This window comes from Flaviaestuariibacter flavus, from assembly GCF_004337505.1.
Lineage (GTDB): Bacteria > Bacteroidota > Bacteroidia > Chitinophagales > Chitinophagaceae > Flavisolibacter > Flavisolibacter flavus.
In genome coordinates this window covers 24284-44609 of record NZ_SJZI01000003.1, presented here as the reverse complement: position 1 = coordinate 44609, position 20326 = coordinate 24284, and the positions used below count along the sequence as shown (strand labels likewise).

Annotated in this window: 22 protein-coding genes; 20 read left to right on the top strand and 2 right to left on the bottom strand. The window is 59.7% G+C overall.

The features are described 5' to 3' along the window. Positions 1-21: 21 nt before the first annotated feature. Both EPD60_RS03125 and EPD60_RS03120 read right to left on the bottom strand, forming a co-directional pair. Positions 22-498, bottom strand: a complete 477-nt coding sequence (locus EPD60_RS03125; RefSeq protein WP_131446754.1) for a DUF2750 domain-containing protein — start codon at positions 496-498, stop codon at positions 22-24. A 60-nt stretch (positions 499-558) separates the two neighbouring features. Continuing rightward, positions 559-1026, bottom strand: coding sequence for a DinB family protein (locus tag EPD60_RS03120; RefSeq protein WP_131446752.1), 468 nt, complete (start codon positions 1024-1026; stop codon positions 559-561). 164 nt (positions 1027-1190) lie between these two features. Here EPD60_RS03120 and EPD60_RS03115 point away from each other — a divergent pair, with 164 nt between their 5' ends. From EPD60_RS03115 to EPD60_RS03025, 20 genes are all read left to right on the top strand, one after another. Further along, positions 1191-3509, top strand: coding sequence for a DUF2339 domain-containing protein (locus EPD60_RS03115; RefSeq protein WP_131446750.1), 2319 nt, complete (start codon positions 1191-1193; stop codon positions 3507-3509). Then, entirely contained in the window at positions 3493-4677 is a 1185-nt protein-coding gene (locus EPD60_RS03110; RefSeq protein WP_165871384.1) for a DUF3999 family protein, read from the top strand. The genes EPD60_RS03115 and EPD60_RS03110 overlap by 17 nt, the downstream gene beginning before the upstream one ends. 108 nt (positions 4678-4785) lie before the next feature. Beyond that, positions 4786-4962, top strand: a complete 177-nt coding sequence (locus EPD60_RS16795; protein ID WP_165871383.1) for a hypothetical protein — start codon at positions 4786-4788, stop codon at positions 4960-4962. Positions 4963-5065: 103 nt separating this feature from the next. Further along, positions 5066-5551: an RNA polymerase sigma factor gene (locus tag EPD60_RS03105; protein ID WP_131446746.1), complete on the top strand. Its 486-nt coding sequence runs from the start codon at positions 5066-5068 to the stop codon at positions 5549-5551. Then, positions 5541-6650: an anti-sigma factor family protein gene (locus tag EPD60_RS03100; RefSeq protein WP_131446744.1), complete on the top strand. Its 1110-nt coding sequence runs from the start codon at positions 5541-5543 to the stop codon at positions 6648-6650. Before EPD60_RS03105 ends, EPD60_RS03100 begins: the two co-directional genes overlap by 11 nt. Before the next feature lie 16 nt (positions 6651-6666). Then, on the top strand, positions 6667-7509 hold the full coding sequence (locus EPD60_RS03095; protein WP_131446742.1) for an outer membrane beta-barrel protein: 843 nt from the start codon (positions 6667-6669) through the stop codon (positions 7507-7509). Between the two features lie 209 nt (positions 7510-7718). Continuing rightward, on the top strand, positions 7719-8297 hold the full coding sequence (locus tag EPD60_RS03090; protein WP_243647747.1) for a L,D-transpeptidase family protein: 579 nt from the start codon (positions 7719-7721) through the stop codon (positions 8295-8297). A 118-nt stretch (positions 8298-8415) separates the two neighbouring features. Then, a complete protein-coding gene (locus tag EPD60_RS03085) occupies positions 8416-8784 on the top strand; it encodes a hypothetical protein (protein WP_131446740.1) in 369 nt (122 codons plus the stop codon). Between the two features lie 192 nt (positions 8785-8976). Next, the gene (locus tag EPD60_RS03080) at positions 8977-9186 is read left to right on the top strand and encodes a hypothetical protein (protein WP_131446738.1); all 210 of its coding nucleotides are present in this window, start codon (positions 8977-8979) and stop codon (positions 9184-9186) included. A gap of 14 nt (positions 9187-9200) precedes the next feature. Then, a complete protein-coding gene (locus EPD60_RS03075; protein WP_131446737.1) occupies positions 9201-10793 on the top strand; it encodes a SulP family inorganic anion transporter in 1593 nt (530 codons plus the stop codon). Positions 10794-10839: 46 nt separating this feature from the next. Further along, a complete protein-coding gene (locus EPD60_RS03070; protein ID WP_131446735.1) occupies positions 10840-11475 on the top strand; it encodes a carbonic anhydrase in 636 nt (211 codons plus the stop codon). A 145-nt stretch (positions 11476-11620) separates the two neighbouring features. Further along, positions 11621-12523, top strand: coding sequence for a gliding motility-associated ABC transporter ATP-binding subunit GldA (gene gldA / locus EPD60_RS03065; RefSeq protein ID WP_131446733.1), 903 nt, complete (start codon positions 11621-11623; stop codon positions 12521-12523). A gap of 304 nt (positions 12524-12827) precedes the next feature. Next, positions 12828-14111: a phosphopyruvate hydratase gene (gene eno / locus EPD60_RS03060; RefSeq protein WP_131446731.1), complete on the top strand. Its 1284-nt coding sequence runs from the start codon at positions 12828-12830 to the stop codon at positions 14109-14111. A gap of 181 nt (positions 14112-14292) precedes the next feature. After that, a complete protein-coding gene (locus EPD60_RS03055; protein WP_131446729.1) occupies positions 14293-14883 on the top strand; it encodes a GNAT family N-acetyltransferase in 591 nt (196 codons plus the stop codon). 110 nt (positions 14884-14993) lie between these two features. Continuing rightward, positions 14994-15314 (top strand): FtsB family cell division protein, encoded by a 321-nt coding sequence (locus EPD60_RS03050; RefSeq protein ID WP_131446727.1) that lies wholly within the window; start codon positions 14994-14996, stop codon positions 15312-15314. A gap of 77 nt (positions 15315-15391) precedes the next feature. After that, a complete protein-coding gene (locus EPD60_RS03045; protein WP_131446725.1) occupies positions 15392-15622 on the top strand; it encodes a hypothetical protein in 231 nt (76 codons plus the stop codon). A 123-nt stretch (positions 15623-15745) separates the two neighbouring features. After that, the gene (gene nth, locus EPD60_RS03040; protein ID WP_131446723.1) at positions 15746-16399 is read left to right on the top strand and encodes an endonuclease III; all 654 of its coding nucleotides are present in this window, start codon (positions 15746-15748) and stop codon (positions 16397-16399) included. A gap of 158 nt (positions 16400-16557) precedes the next feature. Then, a complete protein-coding gene (locus EPD60_RS03035; RefSeq protein WP_131446721.1) occupies positions 16558-18918 on the top strand; it encodes a hypothetical protein in 2361 nt (786 codons plus the stop codon). A 230-nt stretch (positions 18919-19148) separates the two neighbouring features. After that, entirely contained in the window at positions 19149-20033 is an 885-nt protein-coding gene (locus tag EPD60_RS03030) for a hypothetical protein (protein WP_131446719.1), read from the top strand. 31 nt (positions 20034-20064) lie between these two features. Further along, a complete protein-coding gene (locus tag EPD60_RS03025) occupies positions 20065-20286 on the top strand; it encodes a hypothetical protein (RefSeq protein ID WP_131446717.1) in 222 nt (73 codons plus the stop codon). Positions 20287-20326 lie beyond the last annotated feature (40 nt).

The window sequence follows — 20326 nt, the reverse complement described above, 5'->3', positions numbered from 1 at the left end:
GGTACAGGAAAGTCGGCCCGCTCAGGCCTTTTCTTCGTCCGCTTCTTCCTCATCGTTGTCCGAATCCAGCGCCTGGCGCAGCTGCTCGTGGAAGTCGGCAAGGCTGAAATTCTCAAGCTCCACGGTGGCGCCGGTTTCGAGGAGGCGGCCGGTGAGGGCATAGGCCAGCTCCAGCGGCTCCAGCTCGGTGCCTTCGAGCGACGCGTCCCAGTTGGTGCCAACGAGCATGCCTTCCTGCTGCATACCCAGCATCCAGGTTTCGAGGAACTCACCGAGGGCGATCTGTTCGGCTTTATAGTCGGACCACTCGTCGTTGGCCAGCGACTCCGCGGTGGCGGCATCCGACCAGAAGGGGATCACTTCAGCGTCATCGTAATCGTTCGACGGCGACACGGCATAGCCTTCCGCAGAGCGAAGTGCCCACACGGACCTGTTGGCGATTACCTGCTCGATAAACTGGTTGTATTGCTCGTCGGCGACGTTGTTGTCAGGAAGCATAGTGTTGTTTGAAAGATGATTTACCGGTATACCGGGGGCGCAAGGTAGCACATTGCCGCCTCAGGCCCCGCGGTGGAGCTTTTTTAGCAGCGCAATCTGCCCGAGGTGGTAGTGCGTGTGCTCGATGAGGCCGAGAAAGTTGCGGTGGTAGCTTCCATATTTCGGATCGGTGAAGTCGTCGCTGAGTCGCTCATCGGGAAAGGTTTCAATCAGCGCCGCGAGCCGTTCCGCATCTGTAAAGGCCCGCTCCCGCAGGGTTTCCCACTCGGCTGCCCGGAGGAGATGAGGCACATCGAAACTATACTTGTCCTGCGCATTCAGCGGTCCGCCTTCCAGCACATCCAGGACGGCCGCCACGTAATAATGAATATGAAAAGTCAGCGCCGCGATCGTATTCAAACTGCCCTGCTTTCGCACAGCCTCTTCGAGCGAAATGTCGCCCAGCGTTTGCCGGACGTTTACCGAGGTCCAGTTGCCTCCCGAAAAAACCTGGCGCAGGTGGGCGCCCAGTTGCGCGGCGGTGCTCATGGCGATGCGTTTAATTGATTCAAGATACGAAACGGGTGACCATACCCGTTGTCGCCTCCGGTAAAAACAGCAACCGCGCCACTTTCACGTTTTCCAAACAGCCCACCCTTGCCCGTTTGCGCAAAGCATCTTAATTATGTGGTGCATACCAACACTGACTGCACATGGAATTTTTCGCGCTTGTCGTCATCATAATTTTCCTGATCGCGCTGCTTGCCCGTGGCAACAGCAATACCCGGAACGAAGAACTGCTGCACCGCCTCCTGGAGCAAACCCGCCGCCTCACCGAGGAGGTGCACGAGCTGCGGCGCGGCCAGCAGCCAGCACCGCCACCCGTTGAAAAGCCACGCCCCGTGGTGCCGCCACCGGTTGCGGCCCTGCCTCCACAAGCGCCGGTACGACCACCGGAGCCGGTAACGCCGGCTGCCTCCGAAGTGCCCGAGCCCGTCGCGGCAACACCTGCGCTCTCCTTCCGCGAGCGCTTCCTGCGGGATCATCCCGACCTGGAAGCCTTCATCGGTGAGAACCTGGTGAACAAGATCGGCATCGCCATCCTGGTGCTGGGCATCGCCTTCTTCGTTAAATATGCCATCGACCAGAACTGGATCGGCGAAACCGGGCGTGTGGCCATCGGCTTTGCGTGCGGCGCCGCGCTCACCGGCCTGGCGCACTACCTGCGCCGCTCTTACCGCGCCTTCTCGTCGGTGCTGGCGGGCGGGGGCATCGCCATTTTCTACACGACCATCAGCTTTGCCTATCATCAATACCACCTGTTTTCGCAGGCCATCTCCTTCGGGCTGCTGGTGGCCATCACCCTGTTTGCGGTGCTGCTGGCCCTGCTCTACGATTCGCTGGCCCTTGCGGTGATCGCCACCGTCGGCGGCTTTGCCACGCCGCTGCTGGTGAGCAATGGCGCGGGCAACTACGTGGTGCTGCTTTCCTACCTCGCCGTGCTCAACGCGGGCATCCTGGCGCTGGCTTTCTTCCGCCGCTGGCCCGCGCTCAATGCCATCGCCCTCGGCGCCACCCTGCTGCTCGTGGCCGGCTGGCTGTGGAACAGCCTCGGGTCGGCGGGGGTGAATCATGGGCTGGCGCTGGCACTCATTACCCTGCTGTACGCTTTGTTCCTGGCGGCCAATATGGCCTTCCCCGTGCGCTTCGGGCGGCCCTTCCGTCCCTTCGACCTGCTGTTGCTGCTGCTGATCACTGCCGCCTATTACGGCGCCGGCATGCTGCTGCTTCAATATGTGGACGGCGGCCGCTGGGCCGGCCTGTTCACCATCGGCGCCGGTGCTGTCAACCTGGCGCTGGCCCTCTATTGCTTCCGCCGCCCCGGCACCGACCGCAACCTGCTCTACCTGCTGATCGGTCTTACGCTCACCTTCGCCACGCTAGCGGTGCCGGTGCAACTGGAGGGACATGCCATCACGCTCTTCTGGAGTGCCGAATTCGTGCTGCTCTACTGGCTGTTTGAACGCTCGGGCATCCGGCTGTTCAAGCTCGGCTCCTACCTGCTGATGGCGCTGGCGCTGGGCAGCCTGGTGATCGACTGGTCGCTCACCGGCACCACCGACGGCGGGCTTACGGTGCTCTTCAACACGGTGGCAGGCGCCGCCACCAATATTGTGGCCATCGCCGCCTTCGCGGCCTACCGGGCGCTGCTGCGGCGCCAGGAGGTGCCGGGTGTGGCGCTCAACGCGCGCTTCCGGCTGCTCACCTGGATCACCGGAACGATCGCCTGGCTGCTGCTCTACGGCACGCTGCTGACGGCCGTCAACCTGTATTTCTACAGGGAGGCCGACGTAGCCCTGCCGAATGTATACCACCGCATCGTCACCGCCGGCCTTGCCCTGGCCACGGGACTGCTGCTGCAAAAGCGCGACGGCCGTATCGCCGTGGCGCAACTGGTACTGCTGGCAGGCGCCCTTATTTATTTCTTTGCCAGCCAGGAAGCGATGACGGTGCTGCACCGCCGCATTTCGTCGGGGACCGTATCACCCGTCCACATCGTGGCCCAGGTGGCGGCCACTGCGCTGTACGTGGCGCTGCTGTACCGCGCCGCCCGCGCTGCCGCCCGCCACTGGGCGCTGGCCCCCTACCGCGGACCGCTGGCCTGGAGCCTCGCCGCCGCCGCGGTGCTTTACCTCAGCTTCGACGCCGCTCACTATTATGCCCTTGCCGGCGGCGAGAGCGGCCGCACGGCCCGGGAGGCCCAATACACCCGCGCCGCGCTGACCATTCTCTGGGGACTTTGTTCTTTTGCGCTCATGTGGCTCGGGATGCGCCACCGGGCCCGTACCTTGCGGCTGATCTCGCTCAGCCTCTTCACGCTGGCCCTGCTCAAGCTGTTCTTCTACGACCTGCTGCATGTGTCGGAAGGCGGCAAGATCGCGGCCTTTATCCTGCTGGGCGCCCTGCTGCTCACCGTTTCGTTTATGTACCAGAAACTCAAAAAGATCCTCATCGATGACCGGCCTGCGTAAATGCCTGTTGCTGCTCGCCCTACTGCCGCTATGGGCCCTGGCGCAGCCGCGCGTGCGGGCCGTACTCGACCCCGTGGGCGCCGACGGCTTCTACCGCATCTTCGTCAGCCCCGAGCTGTCGTCGTGGGCCCGCGCCGACCGCTCCGACCTGCAGCTGCGCGACAGCGCCGGCACGCCGGTGCCTTACCTCCCCGATACGCTCACCAGCTTCTCGTCTTTTTCCTTTATCAACTACCCGTTGCTGTTGGTACGCAACGACTCGGCGCGCACCGCCATTGAGCTTTCCGTTCCCGAAAACGGCACTGAAAGCTTCTTTATGCAGTTTGCCGCCACGGCGGCCCAGCGACCGGCAGCCCTGTCGGGGAGCAACGACCGGCAGCGCTGGTACAGCATCGAAGACTATATCGGGCTGAAGCCTGAAGTGCGCGACCAGCGGGGTGTGGCGGTCCAGGACTTCCGCTTCCCTTTCAGCCGCTACCGCTACCTCCGCCTTGAGATCACCAATGGCAAAACGGCGCCCCTGCTGCCCGTAGTGGCGGGACGCATCTCCGGCGGCACCGCACCCGCGGCCTGGGATGTGCGGCAACGCTACAACTTCAGCCAGGCCGACAGCCCCGGCCGCAGCCTCGTGCGTATCTACAATCCGAAGGGCATGCTCGTGGAGCGCCTCACCATTGCCGTACGTAAGCCGCTCTATTTTGCCCGCAACGTCACCGTGTCGGCCCTGCGCGCCAACCGCTGGGAGCCCATCGCCACGCAGGTGCTGGCCACCGGGCAAACGGAGCTGCTGCTGCCGCCCGTGAAAGACGAATTGCTCGAGTTGTCTGTTGAAAACGGCGCCAACCCACCGCTGCAGGTAGACAGCATCGACGGCGCGCAACGCCGCTACTACGTGGTGGCGCACCTGGAAAAAGGCCAGTCGTATTATCTCTATGCCGGCGACCCGGAGGCGCGGCCCGTCAACTACGACCTGGCGGCGTTCCGCGACCGCATCCCGGTAAGCCCGCCGGAGCTCGGCTACCGCATCGAGCGCCTCGCGCAGCCCGGGGCCGGGGCGGGCAAAAAAAGCAGCCGCATATGGATCTGGATCGCCCTGACCGCCGGTATCGGTCTGCTGGCATGGCTTGCGATGAGCCTGCTGCGCGACCTGAAGCGCCGCGAAGACTAGGTTGACTAAAAACACCGCAGCTCATGTACCGAAAAGCTCATTTGGCACTTTTTCGCCGGCTTTTGTAACCCCGCGGCACCGAGCTTCGTCCTATTCCAAAACAAAACCATGGTACCGAAGGCACTGCGGCTTCCCCTGATCGTTCTCCTCCTGGTGCTGGCTGCCGCCTGGGCGGTGCCGGCACGCCCGGTTGGTTCTGTTTCCGCCTGCAAAGCGCCCGCCGCGGGCGCAGAGCTCGTGTGGGAATCGCTGACCCGCCAGGTAGCGGCCGGAACGGGGCTTTAGGCTGCAGCAGGGCCGGGTTGCCGTTTGCCGGATTTTTTTTCACCGCGCCTGTAACTTTGTGGCGGCTGCCCCGTTCTACAGGCAACCGCTGTTCGACTGTTTTATGACGGAAAGAGATTATAACGAATGTGTTACCCTGCATGCCGACGCGGTATTCCGCTTTATTGTCAAGAACCTGCGACATGAAGAGGATGCGCGCGACGTGGTGCAGACCGCCTTTGAAAAGCTATGGCGCAGCCGCGCCGAAGTGGAGGCCGCCAAAAGCAAATCCTTTCTCTTCACCGTTGCCTACAACTGCATGATCGATCACCTGCGCAAGGTGAAGCGGATCTACCTCAAGGAAGAATTCAACCCCGACGACCGCGTGGTGCACAAGCCCGTTCACAACGCGAAGGCCGTGCTGGAAGAAGCTTTGGCCCGCCTCAGCGAAACCCAGCGCTCGCTGGTGATGCTGAAAGACTACGAGGGGTATTCCTACGAGGAGATTGGCCAGATCATGGGCCTGAACAGCAGCCAGGTGAAGGTATACCTGCACCGCGCCCGGCTTCAATTAAAGCAGTACCTGGTAAAAGTGGAAAATGTCATTTAATCCGGATATCCATATCACCCGCGCCAATTACGAGGAATACTTTCTCCTCTATACCGACGGTGAGCTCTCACCCGCCGCGATGGACGCCGTAGATGCCTTCACCCTGCTGCATCCCGACCTGCGCGAGGAGCTGGAGCTGCTGCTGGAAACGCGGCTCGACGGAGCGCCGGTAACCTTCGGCGACACGTCGGCCCTGATGGCGGAGAGCATGCGCCGCGCCGCGAGCGAAGAAGACCTCCTGCACTATATCGACGGCGAGCTCGACGCGCCCGCCGCCCGCGCCCTGGAAGCACGCCTCGAGGAAGACGCAGCCCTCCGCGCAGAAGCGGCCCTCCTGATGGCCGTGAAACTCGATCCTGCAGATACCATCGAATTTCCCGATAAACAATCCCTGTACCGCCGCGAAAAAGAGCGCCGCCCCCTTATCTGGTGGCGCGTGGCCGCCGCGGTGCTGCTGTTTGGCACCGGCGCGGCGCTGTGGCTGAAGGGCCGCAGCACTATCGGACCTGAAAGCGGGAAAGGCGTTGTAGCGGTAACCGGCAACCGAAATGCCGGGCACCCGCAAACCGTTCCGGCTGAATCAGTCACTGCCGCTACGGGTTCCACAACGAATAACAAGGAAGTCAAAACCAATTCATCCGACCGTATAAATACTGGTAAGAACGATGCGCGCAGCGGCCAGCTTGCTGTAGCTGAGCCAAAGAAGAAGGTGACAGCAGCGCAGCCCGCCGGTGCGGTAACGCCGGCTGTACAGCGCCTGGTGCCGGATGTGCGTGACCGTGTACCTGCCAACGACGGCCTTATTGCCAGCAACGACCTGCCGCGCAACGAACGCATCGACGCTCTTGAAACCAGAATCCGTCCTTCACAAAATATTGGCGATCTGCCTGTAACAAACGAAGTGACCCTCGCGTACACTTCATCAAAGGCCACGCCGCCGGAAGCGACCACGGCGGTGCTGCAAACCGAAAAGCCCCAGGCTTCCGTACGGGGTCTTCTCCGCAAAGCAGCCCGCTTCGTTGAAAAGCGCACCGGCATCCGCGCCACCAATGAAGACGACCAGCTGGTTGTCGGCGCCGTGGCCATCAATTTAAAATAACCGCAAAGCAAGAACCATGAAAAGAACGCTACTCGCTACCCTGGCGACAGGGATCGCCCTGTGCTCCTTTGGACAAGACACCACTGTTTCCGCCCGCCCCACCGTTGACACAACTGGCCGCCCCGACACCATCCGCATCGGCGGCATGGTGATCATCCGCGACGGGAAGGCCGACCACCCGCGCACCCACTCGATCACTTTCGGTAACAGCCGCCGCCATAATTCCAACCTGAGCACCAACTGGGCCATCCTCGACCTCGGCTTCTCCAACTTCGACGATCATACGAGCTACGCCGCTTCCGATGTGCAGGCCTTTGCGCCGGGCGCCGACGCCGACCGCTTCAAGCTCCGCACGGGCAAGTCGGTCAACGTCAACATCTGGATCCTCATGCAGAAGCTGAACCTCGTGAAGCACGTCGTTAACCTGAAATACGGTATCGGCCTGGAGCTGAACAACTACCGCTTCGACAACGAGCGCGTGCACTTCCTCAAGAACCCGACAAGGATCATCGATGACTCCTCCTGGTCGGAAGTGGATAAGAACAAGCTGGCTGCCGATTACCTCACGGTGCCCATCATGCTCAACTTCGACCTGACGCCTTCGCGCAAGCACGGCTTCGGCTTCAGCGTCGGTGTAAGCGCCGGCTACCTCTACTCCGCGCGCCAGAAGATCAAGGAAGACGGCAAGGTGCACAAGACGCACGGCGACTTCGACCTCGATCCCTGGAAGATCTCGGCCATCGCCGAAGTGCAGCTCGGCCCCATCCGCCTCTACGGCTCCAGCGCCTTCAACAGCATGTGGAGCAAGGGCCTCGACCAGCGCCCCTACAATGTCGGCATCCGCCTCAGCCACTGGTAGAGAAATTTTTCGATCTCCGATGTCGGATGTCTGATTTAGAAAGGTTCGCAAAGCGAACCTTTTTTGCGTCCGGAGGAAGATCGAAGATCCGAGATCCGCGATTTAAAGATTTTTTTGCACGGATTTTGCTTTTGGCGAAAACATAACGTCCGCGTACGAAAGAGCCGCGTCATTCGTTATACATTTGACTCCAAACCGTTTGTGACGCCATGAAAAGCACCCTATTCCGCACCGTTCTGCTGACAGCCGCGTTGCTGCCGCTGTCGGCCCAGCGCAAGGCCACGGCCGGCGCCACCTTCATCCCCCATACAGGCGCCGTCACCGCCTCCGGTTCATCCATGCCCATCCAGCCCATCCGCATCGTGATCGACAAGTCCGATTACGAGATGCAGGTTTATGATGTGCAGGGCTGGTATGCCACCTACCCGGTGGTATTCGGCAACAACAGCCTCGCCGATAAGTGCGTGGAAGGCGACCGCTGCACGCCGGAAGGCTCCTTCCGGATCGTCAACAAGCGCAAGCACGAAAAGTGGAGCCGGTATATGGGTCTCGACTACCCGACGCCCGCCTCCATTGCCCGCTTCAACGAGCTGAAGCGCCAGGGCAGGATCCCGAAGAACGCTACCCCCGGCGCCGGCGTGGGCATCCACGGCACCTGGCCGCACGACGAATACATGATCGACCGCTACAGCAACTGGACCAACGGCTGCATCGCGCTCAAGAACGAGGACGTGCAGGACCTCTACTCGTATGTGCCCATCGGCACGCCGGTGCAGATCAAGCGCTAGCGATAACCGGCAATAGCATTGAGCCCGAGGCTGCCTTTCGAAAACATTAACGCAAAGTATCCGCGATTCCCGCTTTCCGCGCGCGGAAAAAAACCTGCAATTCGATACTTTTGCCCCGATGCGGCAAAACGGATCATCCTTCACAACAGCTCAAAAAATCGGCAGCTTCCTGCTGATGCTGGCACTGGTGTGGCTGAGTGTGTGCATCCCCTACGTTTACCGCTTCCAGCAACAGGTTAAAACCGAAAAGCAAAGTCTCGCCAGCACCCACGGTGCCGATGCCGACGACGACGGTGGTCTGATGAACAACACCACCGAAGAAAAGGCGGAATCCTCTTCCCCTACCAGCAACATCCAGGAGTTTCTCCACGAGCCCCTTCACCTCGAGCATCCCTCGATTGAACAGGTCAACGAGTATGGCCACTTCGAGCAGAAGGCCTCTGTTGCTTTTCACCCCGAATACGTTGCGCCCCCTCCGGAAGCATGATCACGTCAATCGTGAATCGTCAATCGTGAATGGGTAAGCCGGTAATACGGCAATGAACACCCATCGGATGATGCGCTCTGTGCGGTCCTTGTTTACCGCCATTGCGTACTGCCGTTGCACCTTGTAAGCACCAGCACAGGTATTGACAGCCAAAGCGCCGTAACAACGGGCGCACTTCCCTTTCAAGCACGCATGAAGCACTCCGGCTTTGGCGACGCGCCTGCAGGCCATCACCTTATTGCCGGGCGCGTTGCGCCGTCAGCGTTCATCAACGTGCCGCCGGCACGATTACGCTACGGGCATGCCCGGATGAAAGGGAAGGCGCGGCCTTATTCACGATTCTCATTGACGATTCCGGTTACCGGCGCCATTCGCTTCGCTTTCATTTTCGAATCTCATTAATAAACTGACCTCTCATGTCTTCTAAGAAAAACCCGTTTGCCTCGCTCAAGGCAGACATCCCCTCGTCTATAGTCGTCTTTCTCGTTGCGCTGCCGCTGTGCCTGGGTGTGGCCCTCGCCTCAAAAGCGCCCCTGTTCAGCGGCCTCATCGCCGGTATGGTCGGCGGTATAATCATCGGTGCCCTCAGCAGGTCGCAGCTGAGCGTATCGGGACCCGCGGCTGGTCTTACGGCCATCGTTTCGGCGGCCATCATCGCCATGCCCGGCGGCTCGTTCCCGGCCTTCCTGGTTTCGGTGGCCATCTGCGGCGCGCTGCAGATCGCGCTGGGCTTTGCCCGCGCAGGCGCCATCGGCGACTATATCCCCAGCTCCGTAATTAAGGGCATGCTGGCGGCCATCGGCCTCATCCTGATCCTCAACCAGTTTCCGCACCTGCTTGGTGACGATTCGCAATTTGAAACCGACGAGTCGGTGCCGGCACCGGCGAAGAAGGGAAATATCTTTTTCAACTTCGTCAACGCCTTTGGTCATATCAACCGGGTAGCCCTCATCATCGGCGCCGTGTGCCTTGCATTTCACTTTATCTGGGAAAAGCTGGTAGCCAACCAGAAAGGCTTCCTGCGCCTCGTGCCTGCGCCGCTGCTGGTGGTGCTGATCGGTATCGGCATCAGCATGGCGATCGGCGGCAACGGTGCCCTGGATCCCCAGCACATGGTGAAGCTGCCGCAGGCGTCATCGGCAACCGAGTTTCTCAGCTTCTTTACAAGCCCCGACTGGTCGATGCTCAACAACAGCCACGTCTGGATCACGGGCGTCACGCTCGCGATCGTGGCCTCGCTCGAAACCTTGCTGTCCATCGAAGCCATCGACGACCTCGACCCCTACAAGCGTGTTACCGACAAGAACCACGAGCTGAAAGCGCAGGGTGTGGGTAACCTGGTGTCGGGTCTTATCGGCGGCCTCCCGGTGACCTCGGTGATCGTACGCTCCTCGGCGAACGTCAACTCAGGCGCGCAGACGAAGAAGTCGGCCATCATGCACGGCGCCCTGCTGCTGCTTTGCGTGGCCTTCATCCCCAACCTGCTCAACCTCATCCCGAAGGCGGCCCTCGCCGCGGTGCTCATCTTCACCGGCTACAAGCTGGCGAAGCCCTCGCTCTTCGTGATGTTCTATAAGAAAGGCTGGGACCAGTTCATGCCTTTTGTGATCACCATCGCGGCCATCCTGGCCACCGACCTGCTCAAGGGCGTGATCATCGGTATTGTGGTTGGCCTCTTCTATGTGCTCCGCAGCAACTTCCGTACGTCGGTGATGGTGGTTTCGGATACGAACCGCTACCTCTTCCGCCTGCGCAAGGATGTGAGCTTTCTCAATAAAGCGATCATCAAGAACCGCCTGGAGCAGGTACCCGGGAACGGCTATGTACTCATCGATGCGAGCCGTGCCGACTTCATCGACCGCGATGTGCTGGAGGTGATCGAGGACTTTACCAAGCATGCCCATCTCAAGAATATCCGCGTGGAAGTAAAAGGCTCGCTGGAGCGTACCGGCAGCCTCGCCCGCTTTGCCGAGCAGCGCGAGGCGCAACTGGCCGGAACTACGGTTTAGTCATAAAAAACATTCATTTTAACCCAACCTCATTTAATATTTGTATATGGAATCGTATCAGAAACTGTTATTGGAAAACAAAGCCTGGGCCCAGGAACGCGTAACCGACAATCCTGAATATTTCCAGCGCCTCGCAAAACTTCAGGCACCCGAGTTCCTCTGGATCGGCTGCAGCGACAGCCGCGTGCCGGCCAATGAGATCACGGGCACCCAGCCCGGTGAGATCTTCGTGCACCGCAACGTAGCCAACCTCGTAGTGAACACCGACGTGAACCTGCTGGCCGTTCTGGATTATGCCGTGACGCACCTCAAGGTGAAGCACGTGATCGTTTGCGGCCACTATGGCTGCGGCGGCGTGAAAGCCGCAAGCACACAGACCGACTTCAAGCCGGTGCTCAACATGTGGCTCCGCAACATCAAGGACGTGATGCGGGTGCACCGCGACGAGCTCAACGGCATCACCGATGAAGACGCGCGTGTAGACCGCCTCGTGGAGCTCAACGTGCGCGAGCAGGTGATGAACCTCGCCAAGACCACCATCATCCAGCGCGCCTGGAAGAACGAACAGCGCCCGCACCTGCACGGCTGGGTGTACGGCCTCAGCGACGGCCTCATCAAACCCGTGTTCGAGATGCCTGCCGGCACCCACATTGACCCGTTGTACGAGTACGAAAATCTCTGATCTCGGATCCCTGATTTTTGGATCAGCGCCCGACTATATCAAGGCTCCCGCTTTTGCGCGGGAGCTTTTTTTATGTAATCCTTAGCGAAACGCTTTGCACCTTCTTTTCTTCGCGGTTAAGAACCTTCTTTACCTTTAATCCCTTATGTCGATCGAAGTCAAAGCACTCCGCAAGCATTATGGCGCGCAGAAAGCCGTGGACGGCATTTCTTTTTCCGTGCAGCCCGGGCAGATCGTGGGTTTCCTCGGACCCAACGGCGCCGGCAAGAGCACCACGATGAAAATGATCACGGGCTACCTCGAGCCCGATGCGGGCACGGCGCTCGTGAGCGGGATCGATGTGCGCAAGGACGCGCTCGCGGCCAAGAAAAAGATCGGCTACCTGCCGGAGTCCAACGCGCTTTATTACGATCTCTATGTGCGCGAATACCTTGGCTTCATGGCCGACGTGCACGGCATCGCCCGTAAGAAGGAGCGGGTGGAAGAAGTGATTGCGCTCACCGGTCTTACCCCCGAAGCGCACAAGCGCGTGGGCCAGCTTTCCAAAGGCTACAAGCAGCGCGTGGGCCTGGCCGCCGCCCTCATCCACGACCCGGAAGTGCTCATCCTCGACGAGCCGACTTCCGGCCTCGATCCCAACCAGATCATCGAGATCCGCAACGTGATCAGGGAGCAGGGCAAAAACAAGCTGGTGCTTTTCTCCTCGCATATCCTGCAGGAAGTAGAGGCGATCTGCGACCGCGTCATCATCATCAACAAGGGCACTATCGTTGCCGACGACACGCTCGCTGCCCTGCGCAGCCGCAACACCATGAATACCGTGCGCGTGTCGTTCCAGGAAGCGCTGGAACCCGAGTGGCTACGCCGCCTGCCGGCCGTGGCGGAAGTGGAAAAGATCGACGCCCGCACCTGGAACCTCCGCACCGAAGACCCCGAGACCGTGCGCAAGGCGCTGCTGCAGCTGTCGGTGGAGCAGGGGCTTAACATCGAAAGCCTGAGCACCGGTTCGGAGAGCCTGGAGACGATCTTCCGGGGACTGACGGCGTGAGTCGCGTGAATCGTCAATCGTCAATCGTGAATGCTGACGCCGGTAATGGTTAAGTGTCGCTTTGCGCGACGGGCGAAAGCCCGTCATTGCGAGCGTAGCGAAGCAACCTCCCCGACCTGAAGACTGTTGATAACCCAAAGGAGCATCAAAGCAGAACATCCTTGCGACTACGAGCACCCTGCGTAAATGCGGAGTTTGCTTCGCTACGCTCGCAATGACAGCTGCGCTGTCGGCTTCGCAACCAGGGGCCCGACCCCAAAATGAAAATGCCCTAAATTCGCGGCAACCAAAAAAGTCAATCCCCATGAGTTCAATAGCCGGCGTTTACGCCCGTCAGATCCTCGACAGCCGCGGCAATCCGACCGTAGAAGTGGATGTTATCACCGATGAAGGTGCGCTGGGACGCGCGGCCGTGCCAAGCGGTGCCTCTACCGGTGTGCACGAGGCCGTGGAGCTGCGCGACGACGACAAGAGCGTGTATGTAGGCAAAGGCGTGCTGAAAGCCGTGGAGAATGTGAATAAGACCATCGCCCCCGAGCTGCTGGGCTATGATGTAAGCGACCAGACCGGCATCGACGCCGCGCTGATCGAGCTCGATGGCACCGAGAACAAAGGCAAGCTGGGCGCCAATGCCATGCTGGCCGTGTCGATGGCCGTGGCCAAGGCCGCTGCCGACGAGGCTTCGCTGCCCCTCTACCGCTATATCGGCGGCACCAACGCCAAAACGCTGCCCGTGCCGATGATGAATATCCTCAACGGCGGCGCGCATGCCGACAACAAGATCGACTTCCAGGAATTCATGGTGATGCCCGTGGGCGCCACCACGTTCTCCGAAGGCCTCCGCTGGGGCGTGGAGATCTTCCACGCGCTGAAGTCGGTGCTCAAGAAAAAAGGCTACTCCACCAACGTGGGCGACGAAGGCGGCTTCGCACCCAATATCGGCTCCAACGAAGAAGCCATCGAAACCGTGCTGACGGCAATCGAAGCGGCCGGCTACAAAACCGGCTCGCAGATCATGATCGCCATGGACGCAGCCAACAGCGAACTGTATAAGAACGGCAAGTACGTTTTCCATAAGAGCGACGGCAAGACCCTTTCTTCCGACGAGCTGGTGAAGTATTGGGAAAACTGGGTGAACCAGTACCCGATCTGCTCCATCGAAGACGGCATGGCCGAAGACGATTGGGAAGGCTGGAAGAACCTCACCGAGACCGTAGGCAAGCGGGTGCAGCTTGTGGGCGACGACCTTTTTGTTACCAACGTTAAGCGCCTCGCGCAGGGCATCGAAACCGGCACCGCCAACGGCCTGCTGGTGAAGGTGAACCAGATCGGCACCATCACCGAAACCATCAACGCCGTAACCATGGCGCAGCACGCGGGTTACAACACCATCATGAGCCACCGCTCGGGCGAAACCGAAGACACCACCATCGCCGACCTCGCCGTGGCCCTCAACTGCGGCCAGATCAAGACCGGCTCGGCTTCCCGCACCGACCGTATGGCCAAGTACAACCAGCTGATCCGCATCGAGGAACTGCTGGGCAGCTCGGCGCTGTACCCAGGCAAGAGCCTGAAGTTTGGAAAGTGATTAATCGATTTCAACAGGAAGCCCTGGCCAATCGCCGGGGCTTTTTCTTTAGAGAAAGAACGCAGACCTGTTCGGATGGCTATGATTTGCGCAGACCTGCCGCTAAAAATCATAACTGATCTTAATAAATCCGCGTCATCTGTGTTCCTTCTCTCCTTTCCACGCGGGTTAGCTTTGCACTATGATCCCCATTGACCTCAGCAGACTGCAAGGCAGGCACGTGCGTCTTGAATTGCTCGAAGAGCACCACGTTCCGGAGCTGCGCGCCCTCGCCCGCAACCCGCGCATCTGGGAGTACACGAAGACGCTCCTTGTCAACGACAGCTACGATGAACAGTTTGATAAGTACATCGCCACGGCCTTCGACCCGCGCAACACCGGGATGCAGGTGTCCTTTGTGATGCGTGACGCGCAGACCGGAAACATCATGGGCATGACGCGTTACTACCGCATCGAGCCTTCGATGAAGCGCCTTGCTATCGGCTACACCTGGTATGTGCCGGAATACTGGGGCCACGTGCACAACAAGGAATGCAAGCTCCTGCTGCTGCAGTATGCCTTCGAAACCCTCGGCTACCAGCGCGTGGAGTTCGAGGTGGCCCACCAGAACGAGCGCTCGCAGAAAGCCGTGAAAAAGATCGGCGGCATTCAGGAAGCGGTGCTGCGCAAGCACGGGCTCCATGCCGACGGCAGCATCCGGCACACCGTGGTGTTCAGTATCATTGATGATGAATGGCCGGAGACAAAGGGGAAGCTTTTGTCAATGTGCTAGTGTGCTAGTTCGGCAGTGTGCTAGTTTGCTAATGCCAGCGTCTACCAGCACAGCAACCCACCAGCACACTAGCAAACTTTCCCTACCTTCGTATTACAGTAAAGAATTACATGAAAGCCATCCGCCGCATACCGCCCTTCCTCCGCAATAAATTCTTTATTGCCGGTGTCGGCTTCCTGGTATGGTTGCTGTTTTTCGACCGCAACGACTTTTTCATCCAGCGGGAGCGCCGGGCGGAGCTCCGGGCGCTGCAGGCTTCCAAGAAGCATTACCAGCAGCAGATCGACCAGGAGCGCAAGTTTGCCGACAACCTCCGCAACGACCCCGCCACCATCGAGCGCTTTGCCCGCGAGCGCTACGGCATGAAGCGCGAAAACGAAGACCTGTTCCTCGTACCCGGCGCCAAAAACAGTGAACCTTCCGCACAATAAGCGTGTTTAAAGAGCGTTTATTACCCTGAACGACCTAAAAAACCACCGTCCACAACTAACGAATCCAAATTCGGCTTATGTACAATTATACACCGGAGGACCTGCTACGCTTCTTGTACCACGAAATGAATGTTGAAGACGCCCGCTCGCTGGAATCGGAACTGTCGCGGGACTGGTCCCTTCGGGAAAAGCTGGCCGTTTTAAAATCCGCACAGGAACGCCTCAATGGCGCTATGGAAAGCCCCCGTACCGAAGTGGTGCTGAATATCCTGAAATACGCTGCCGCCACCTCGGCTCAAAACGCCTGAAGGACGAAAACTTACCTGCAGGCACCCGGCCGTTCTCACCTATGAAGATCGGTCCTGCCGGAGGTGACAACCACCTAATTTTGAAGCCCCGACCAAAGCGATCGGGGCCTTTCAATTCTATCCATGACCCGCAAGCAACGCTTCGAACATGTCATCGCCTATTTCGAGGAGGCCATGCCCGACCCCGAAACCGAGCTCCTTTACGATAATACCTACCAGCTGCTGGTAGCCGTCATCCTGTCGGCACAGTGCACCGACAAGCGGGTGAACATGCATACGCCCGCGCTTTTCGAGCGCTACCCCGACATCCCGTCGCTTGCCGCCGCCCAATACGACGATGTTTTCGACCTCGTAAAATCGATCTCCTTTCCCGGCAACAAGACCCGTCACCTGCTGGGTATGGCCAAAATGGTGCAGGAGAACTTCGGCGGCGAGATCCCGATGACCGTGGACGAGCTGGTAAAGCTCCCGGGCGTCGGCCGCAAAACCGCCAACGTCATCACTTCGGTGGTCGATAACCAACCCAATATGGCTGTGGATACCCACGTATTCCGTGTGTCGGCGCGCCTCGGCCTCACCGTGCGCGCCAAGACCCCGCTCGAAACCGAAAAGCAGCTCATCAAGTGGGTGCCGCGCGACCTCGTCTACAAATTCCACCACTGGCTCATCCTCCACGGCCGCTACGTATGCGTGGCCCGCAAACCAAAATGCGGCGAGTGCGGCCTCCGGCCGGTTTGCCCGTATTTCCAGAAGGTTGTGTCGAAGCAAGTGTGCTAGTTTGCTGGTGTGCTAATGGGCTGAATAAAGAAACTGCCCGGGGGTGGCCCCAATTTGCTGGTATCGAATCGGCTTTTTGCACACCAGCACGCTTCCCCACCAGCACACTCTTTTTTGGCGTGACACTTGCGGTAGAGCTACCACTTCCCCACACGTGTATGCTTACCACCAATACGCCCACCGGCATTGACAGCCGTCTTTCCCTGAAGCCACTCGCCGACGCCCTCCGCAGCACCATCGGCGAGGGTAAGCGCGGGGCCGCGGCACTTTATGCCCCGCTCCTGCGCGACCTCGACCTGCGCCCCGAACTCCTGGAGCCGCACCGCGATGCGAAGCCGCTGCAGCCGCACGCCGAGCTCGTGGAAACACTGCTCTCCACCATCTTCCCGCCCGGCACCTCGGCCACCGGCGACATGTATGCCGTGGCCATTCCCTTCAGCCACGAAACGATCTACGCCTCCGATACCTTTCGCGACCGCTTCCTGGAAGCCAACACGAACTGCATCGCGGAGCACGGCGACCAGCAGAATATCACCCGCGCCATGCACAAGCTGGCCTACAACCTCATCCTGCGCCAGTTCTACCACTGGGAGCTGCCCGCAACGGCTTCCTCGGTGCATCCCTTCGCCGACCGCGAAACGGGCCTCACCCACTACCTCGAGCTCAACCTCGACGCCCGCTTCGTACGCGTGTCGCTTTCCAACCCCGACTTTGCGATGCCCGGCGAATACACCACGGAAAGCTCCCTGGAGCTCGACGATCTGCGCGCATCCTTTCCGATCGGGCATTTTTGCTTTGAAGGGCTCATCGTGCTCAACGTCAGCGACGTCACTGCCGACCAGTCCATCACCGAGATCAAAAACGCCCTGCTCAACGTGCGCACCTTCTCCGATGTGACCGTGTACGACGAACTGCAGCATCATATCCAAACGTTCCTGGGACTGCCGCAGGTGACGGTGGGTATCACGCCCTTTTTCCGGTCCGGCGGCATCTATCATTTCTCCGAACTTCACTACAAGAACAGCCTGCTGTTTCGCAGCCCGGAGGCCCAGGCCGACCGGACTGCAATGGCCCGGCTCTGCCAGGAGCTTTTCAGCGACCGGGCACAGCCAATGCTGTTTCAGTCCATCAGCGAAGGCCGCCGCGCCCGGCACCCGCTGCTCCCGTATTACTACGGTCTTGGCACCCGCAGCCTTATCCTCTGCCCCCTGCTTTGCGACGACGGTCAATTGATCGGGCTGCTCGAGATCTCGAGCAGCGAGGCCGGCTACCTGCGGTACAATCATCTCTCCCGCATCCAGAGTGCCGTGCAGCTATTTACGCTGGCGCTTGAGAAGAGCCTCGAAGCCCTTGCCCAGGATATCGACCGCACCATCAAGGAGCACTTCACCGCGGTGCAGCCCGCCGTGGAGTGGAAGTTTACCGAGGCTGCCTTCGCCTACCTGCAGCGGCACCAGGAAGATGAAACCGCTTCGCTGCCGCCCATCACCTTCGAAGACGTTTACCCGCTCTATGCGCAGATCGATGTGCGTAACTCCTCGCAGGAGCGCAATGCCGCCATACGGCGCGACCTCGTTGCGCAACTGACGCAGGCGCAGGAGTTGCTGAATAAGGCAGGCCGCAGCGAGTTCCCGATGCTTAAAGCGGTGCGCTTCCGCGTGGGCCAGTACCTGGCGGCCCTTGGCGAAGGCCTGCTTTCCGACGACGAGCTGGAGCTGTATAATTTCCTGCAGACCGAGGTGGACGCCGTGATGCAGCACCTGCGTCGCTCCCGCCCCGAGCTGGCCGCGGGCGTAGACGCCTACCTTGCTGCCATCGACCCGCAGAAGAAAGTACTGTACCACCACCGCCGGCAATACGAGGAAAGCATCACGCGAATCAACGAAACACTCGACCGCTTTATCGACCGCGAGCAGGCGCAGATGCAGAAGGTTTACCCGCATTACTTCGAGCGCTACGTCACCGACGGTATCGAATTCAATATGTACGTGGGGCAGTCGCTGGCGCCGGAGCTGCCCTTCAACGAAATTTATGTGGGCAACCTGAAGCTGTGGCAGCTCACCCTGCTCACCCGCGCGGCGCTGCTGACACAGGTGCTGGAGAAACGCCTCGCCCTGCCCCTGCAGACCACGCAGCTGATACTGGCACACAGCGTCCCGATCTCGGTTTCGTTCCGCCGTAAGGAGCGCAAGTTCGACGTGGACGGTGCTTACAACATCCGCTACGAGATCGTGAAGAAACGCATCGACAAGGTGAAAACCCGCAGCGGAGAGCGCCTCACCCAGCCCGGCTACGTGGCCATTGTATACGCCCAGCAAAAAGAGCTGCAGGAATACCTCGGCTACGTAGACTACCTCCGGTCCGAAGGCCTCATCGAAGGCGATCCCGAATACCACGAGCTGGAGGAGCTGCAGGGTATTAACGGGCTCCGGGCGATCCGCCTCAAGGTGCACCTGCACGAAGAGGAACAGACCGCACCCAAAAAAGGCAAAGGAATCAGCGTCCGGGAAGGCTCCTGACCGGAACCGGTAACCCGAACCAGGAAAGGGCTGCGGCAATGCAGCCCTTTTTGCGTGCCCTGCCGGCGGGAAAAAACCATTTTTTTCTGGTGAAAACCTCATGGAATTGCCCTTCCGGCAGGGCTACCTTGGTACTGCCTGCCCCGGAACGGCAGAAGCATTTTCATATGGCCACATGAACGGAGGAAACCTGAAAATCCGCAAAGAGTAGGGAAAACACCAAAAACAACATGATGAAACATCTTTTGAACTTATGCCTGGGACTGCTGCTTGCCGTGTGTGCCGCGGCGCAGGGAGAGGTTTATTATTGCGACGACGACCTGCTGGCACGCCTGTGGCCGATCGGCGAGTTGCACAACCAGGGCGCTGAGCAGGTGTATAAGGAGCTGGTCGGGCGCTTCGGAAGCTCCATCACCATCCGGACACAGGAAGACCGCGATAAGATCCGGCAAGCCATCGACGACGCGGTGATCCAGTTTACCGGCGCCGCAACCGGCGTGAAAGGGATCGACCTGCTGGACGGGATCCGCAACCTCACCATCCCGACGAAAGCCTCTTTTTCAATGACGCTGCCCGAGCTATTCATGAACGAAGCAGAAGGAGAGACGCACTCTCCGGAATTCAGGGAAGCGCTGGCGGCGCTCGATGAGCTGATGGGACATGCCGAGGCCTACGAAAGCCCCGAAGCGTTTCAGAAACTGGCGCGGGAGCACCTGGCGCGCCTCCCCATCTACCGGGAAAAACTGGAATGGGTAGCAGGGGTGAGCACCGCCTATCATTCCGTCCGGTATTGGCGCTACGAAAAGCCGAAATGGCGCGACCTGATCCACAACGGCAGCGGACTCACCGCCCGGGCAGATGCCGGGGACGGTGATGAGCCTCCGGGCAAAAAGATCGCGAAGGCGGATGTTACAGGTGCCATTAAAGGAGTGGTTTGGGGTGCTGCCGCGGGCGCAGTGGGAGGAACCGTCGTAGTTCCGGGAGCAGGCACCCTTGGAGGCGCAGCGGCCGGAGCTGTGGTTGGTGGTGTCGGGAATGGTTTGAAGGGCTCCGTCAATGCCGCAATTGATTCCTTTGTTGACTGGCTATTTGGCGAAAAGCCCAAAAACAGTTGAACCGGCAGATCGTCTGACAAATTTGAAAACCATGATAAAGAAAAATCGGATCCTGGTGCTTGGCCTGTATGCCCTGCTATGTGTTGCCATCGCGCTCTTTGTTGAAATGTACCTTTTCGGAGATCCATTTTCCTGGGGTACAGTGATCACCGCAGCCATCTTCGGAGTTGTCCTTATCAAAATGCTCGAACGCATGGCGAAAGCGAAAGAACGGAAGCGGGGGAGCCAGGCAACACGGGGTACGAATTATTGAACAATCGCTGATTCCGGGCACTGCGAGACGATCGTGCCCA

Bases quoted from the DNA above. Each gene is read 5' to 3' on its own strand.
- EPD60_RS03075 (WP_131446737.1), top strand. From the start codon at position 9,201: ATGTCTTCTAAGAAAAACCCGTTTGCCTCGCTCAAGGCAGACATCCCC.
- nth (WP_131446723.1), top strand. From the start codon at position 15,746: ATGACCCGCAAGCAACGCTTCGAACATGTCATCGCCTATTTCGAGGAG.
- EPD60_RS03050 (WP_131446727.1), top strand. From the start codon at position 14,994: ATGAAAGCCATCCGCCGCATACCGCCCTTCCTCCGCAATAAATTCTTT.
- eno (WP_131446731.1), top strand. From the start codon at position 12,828: ATGAGTTCAATAGCCGGCGTTTACGCCCGTCAGATCCTCGACAGCCGC.
- EPD60_RS03120 (WP_131446752.1), bottom strand. From the start codon at position 1,026: ATGAGCACCGCCGCGCAACTGGGCGCCCACCTGCGCCAGGTTTTTTCG.
- EPD60_RS03095 (WP_131446742.1), top strand. From the start codon at position 6,667: ATGAAAAGAACGCTACTCGCTACCCTGGCGACAGGGATCGCCCTGTGC.
- gldA (WP_131446733.1), top strand. From the start codon at position 11,621: ATGTCGATCGAAGTCAAAGCACTCCGCAAGCATTATGGCGCGCAGAAA.
- EPD60_RS03110 (WP_165871384.1), top strand. From the start codon at position 3,493: ATGACCGGCCTGCGTAAATGCCTGTTGCTGCTCGCCCTACTGCCGCTA.
- EPD60_RS03030 (WP_131446719.1), top strand. From the start codon at position 19,149: ATGATGAAACATCTTTTGAACTTATGCCTGGGACTGCTGCTTGCCGTG.
- EPD60_RS03045 (WP_131446725.1), top strand. From the start codon at position 15,392: ATGTACAATTATACACCGGAGGACCTGCTACGCTTCTTGTACCACGAA.
- EPD60_RS03055 (WP_131446729.1), top strand. From the start codon at position 14,293: ATGATCCCCATTGACCTCAGCAGACTGCAAGGCAGGCACGTGCGTCTT.
- EPD60_RS03100 (WP_131446744.1), top strand. From the start codon at position 5,541: ATGTCATTTAATCCGGATATCCATATCACCCGCGCCAATTACGAGGAA.
- EPD60_RS03115 (WP_131446750.1), top strand. From the start codon at position 1,191: ATGGAATTTTTCGCGCTTGTCGTCATCATAATTTTCCTGATCGCGCTG.
- EPD60_RS03105 (WP_131446746.1), top strand. From the start codon at position 5,066: ATGACGGAAAGAGATTATAACGAATGTGTTACCCTGCATGCCGACGCG.
- EPD60_RS03085 (WP_131446740.1), top strand. From the start codon at position 8,416: ATGCGGCAAAACGGATCATCCTTCACAACAGCTCAAAAAATCGGCAGC.
- EPD60_RS03070 (WP_131446735.1), top strand. From the start codon at position 10,840: ATGGAATCGTATCAGAAACTGTTATTGGAAAACAAAGCCTGGGCCCAG.
- EPD60_RS03025 (WP_131446717.1), top strand. From the start codon at position 20,065: ATGATAAAGAAAAATCGGATCCTGGTGCTTGGCCTGTATGCCCTGCTA.
- EPD60_RS03035 (WP_131446721.1), top strand. From the start codon at position 16,558: ATGCTTACCACCAATACGCCCACCGGCATTGACAGCCGTCTTTCCCTG.
- EPD60_RS03080 (WP_131446738.1), top strand. From the start codon at position 8,977: ATGAAGCACTCCGGCTTTGGCGACGCGCCTGCAGGCCATCACCTTATT.
- EPD60_RS03125 (WP_131446754.1), bottom strand. From the start codon at position 498: ATGCTTCCTGACAACAACGTCGCCGACGAGCAATACAACCAGTTTATC.
- EPD60_RS16795 (WP_165871383.1), top strand. From the start codon at position 4,786: ATGGTACCGAAGGCACTGCGGCTTCCCCTGATCGTTCTCCTCCTGGTG.
- EPD60_RS03090 (WP_243647747.1), top strand. From the start codon at position 7,719: ATGAAAAGCACCCTATTCCGCACCGTTCTGCTGACAGCCGCGTTGCTG.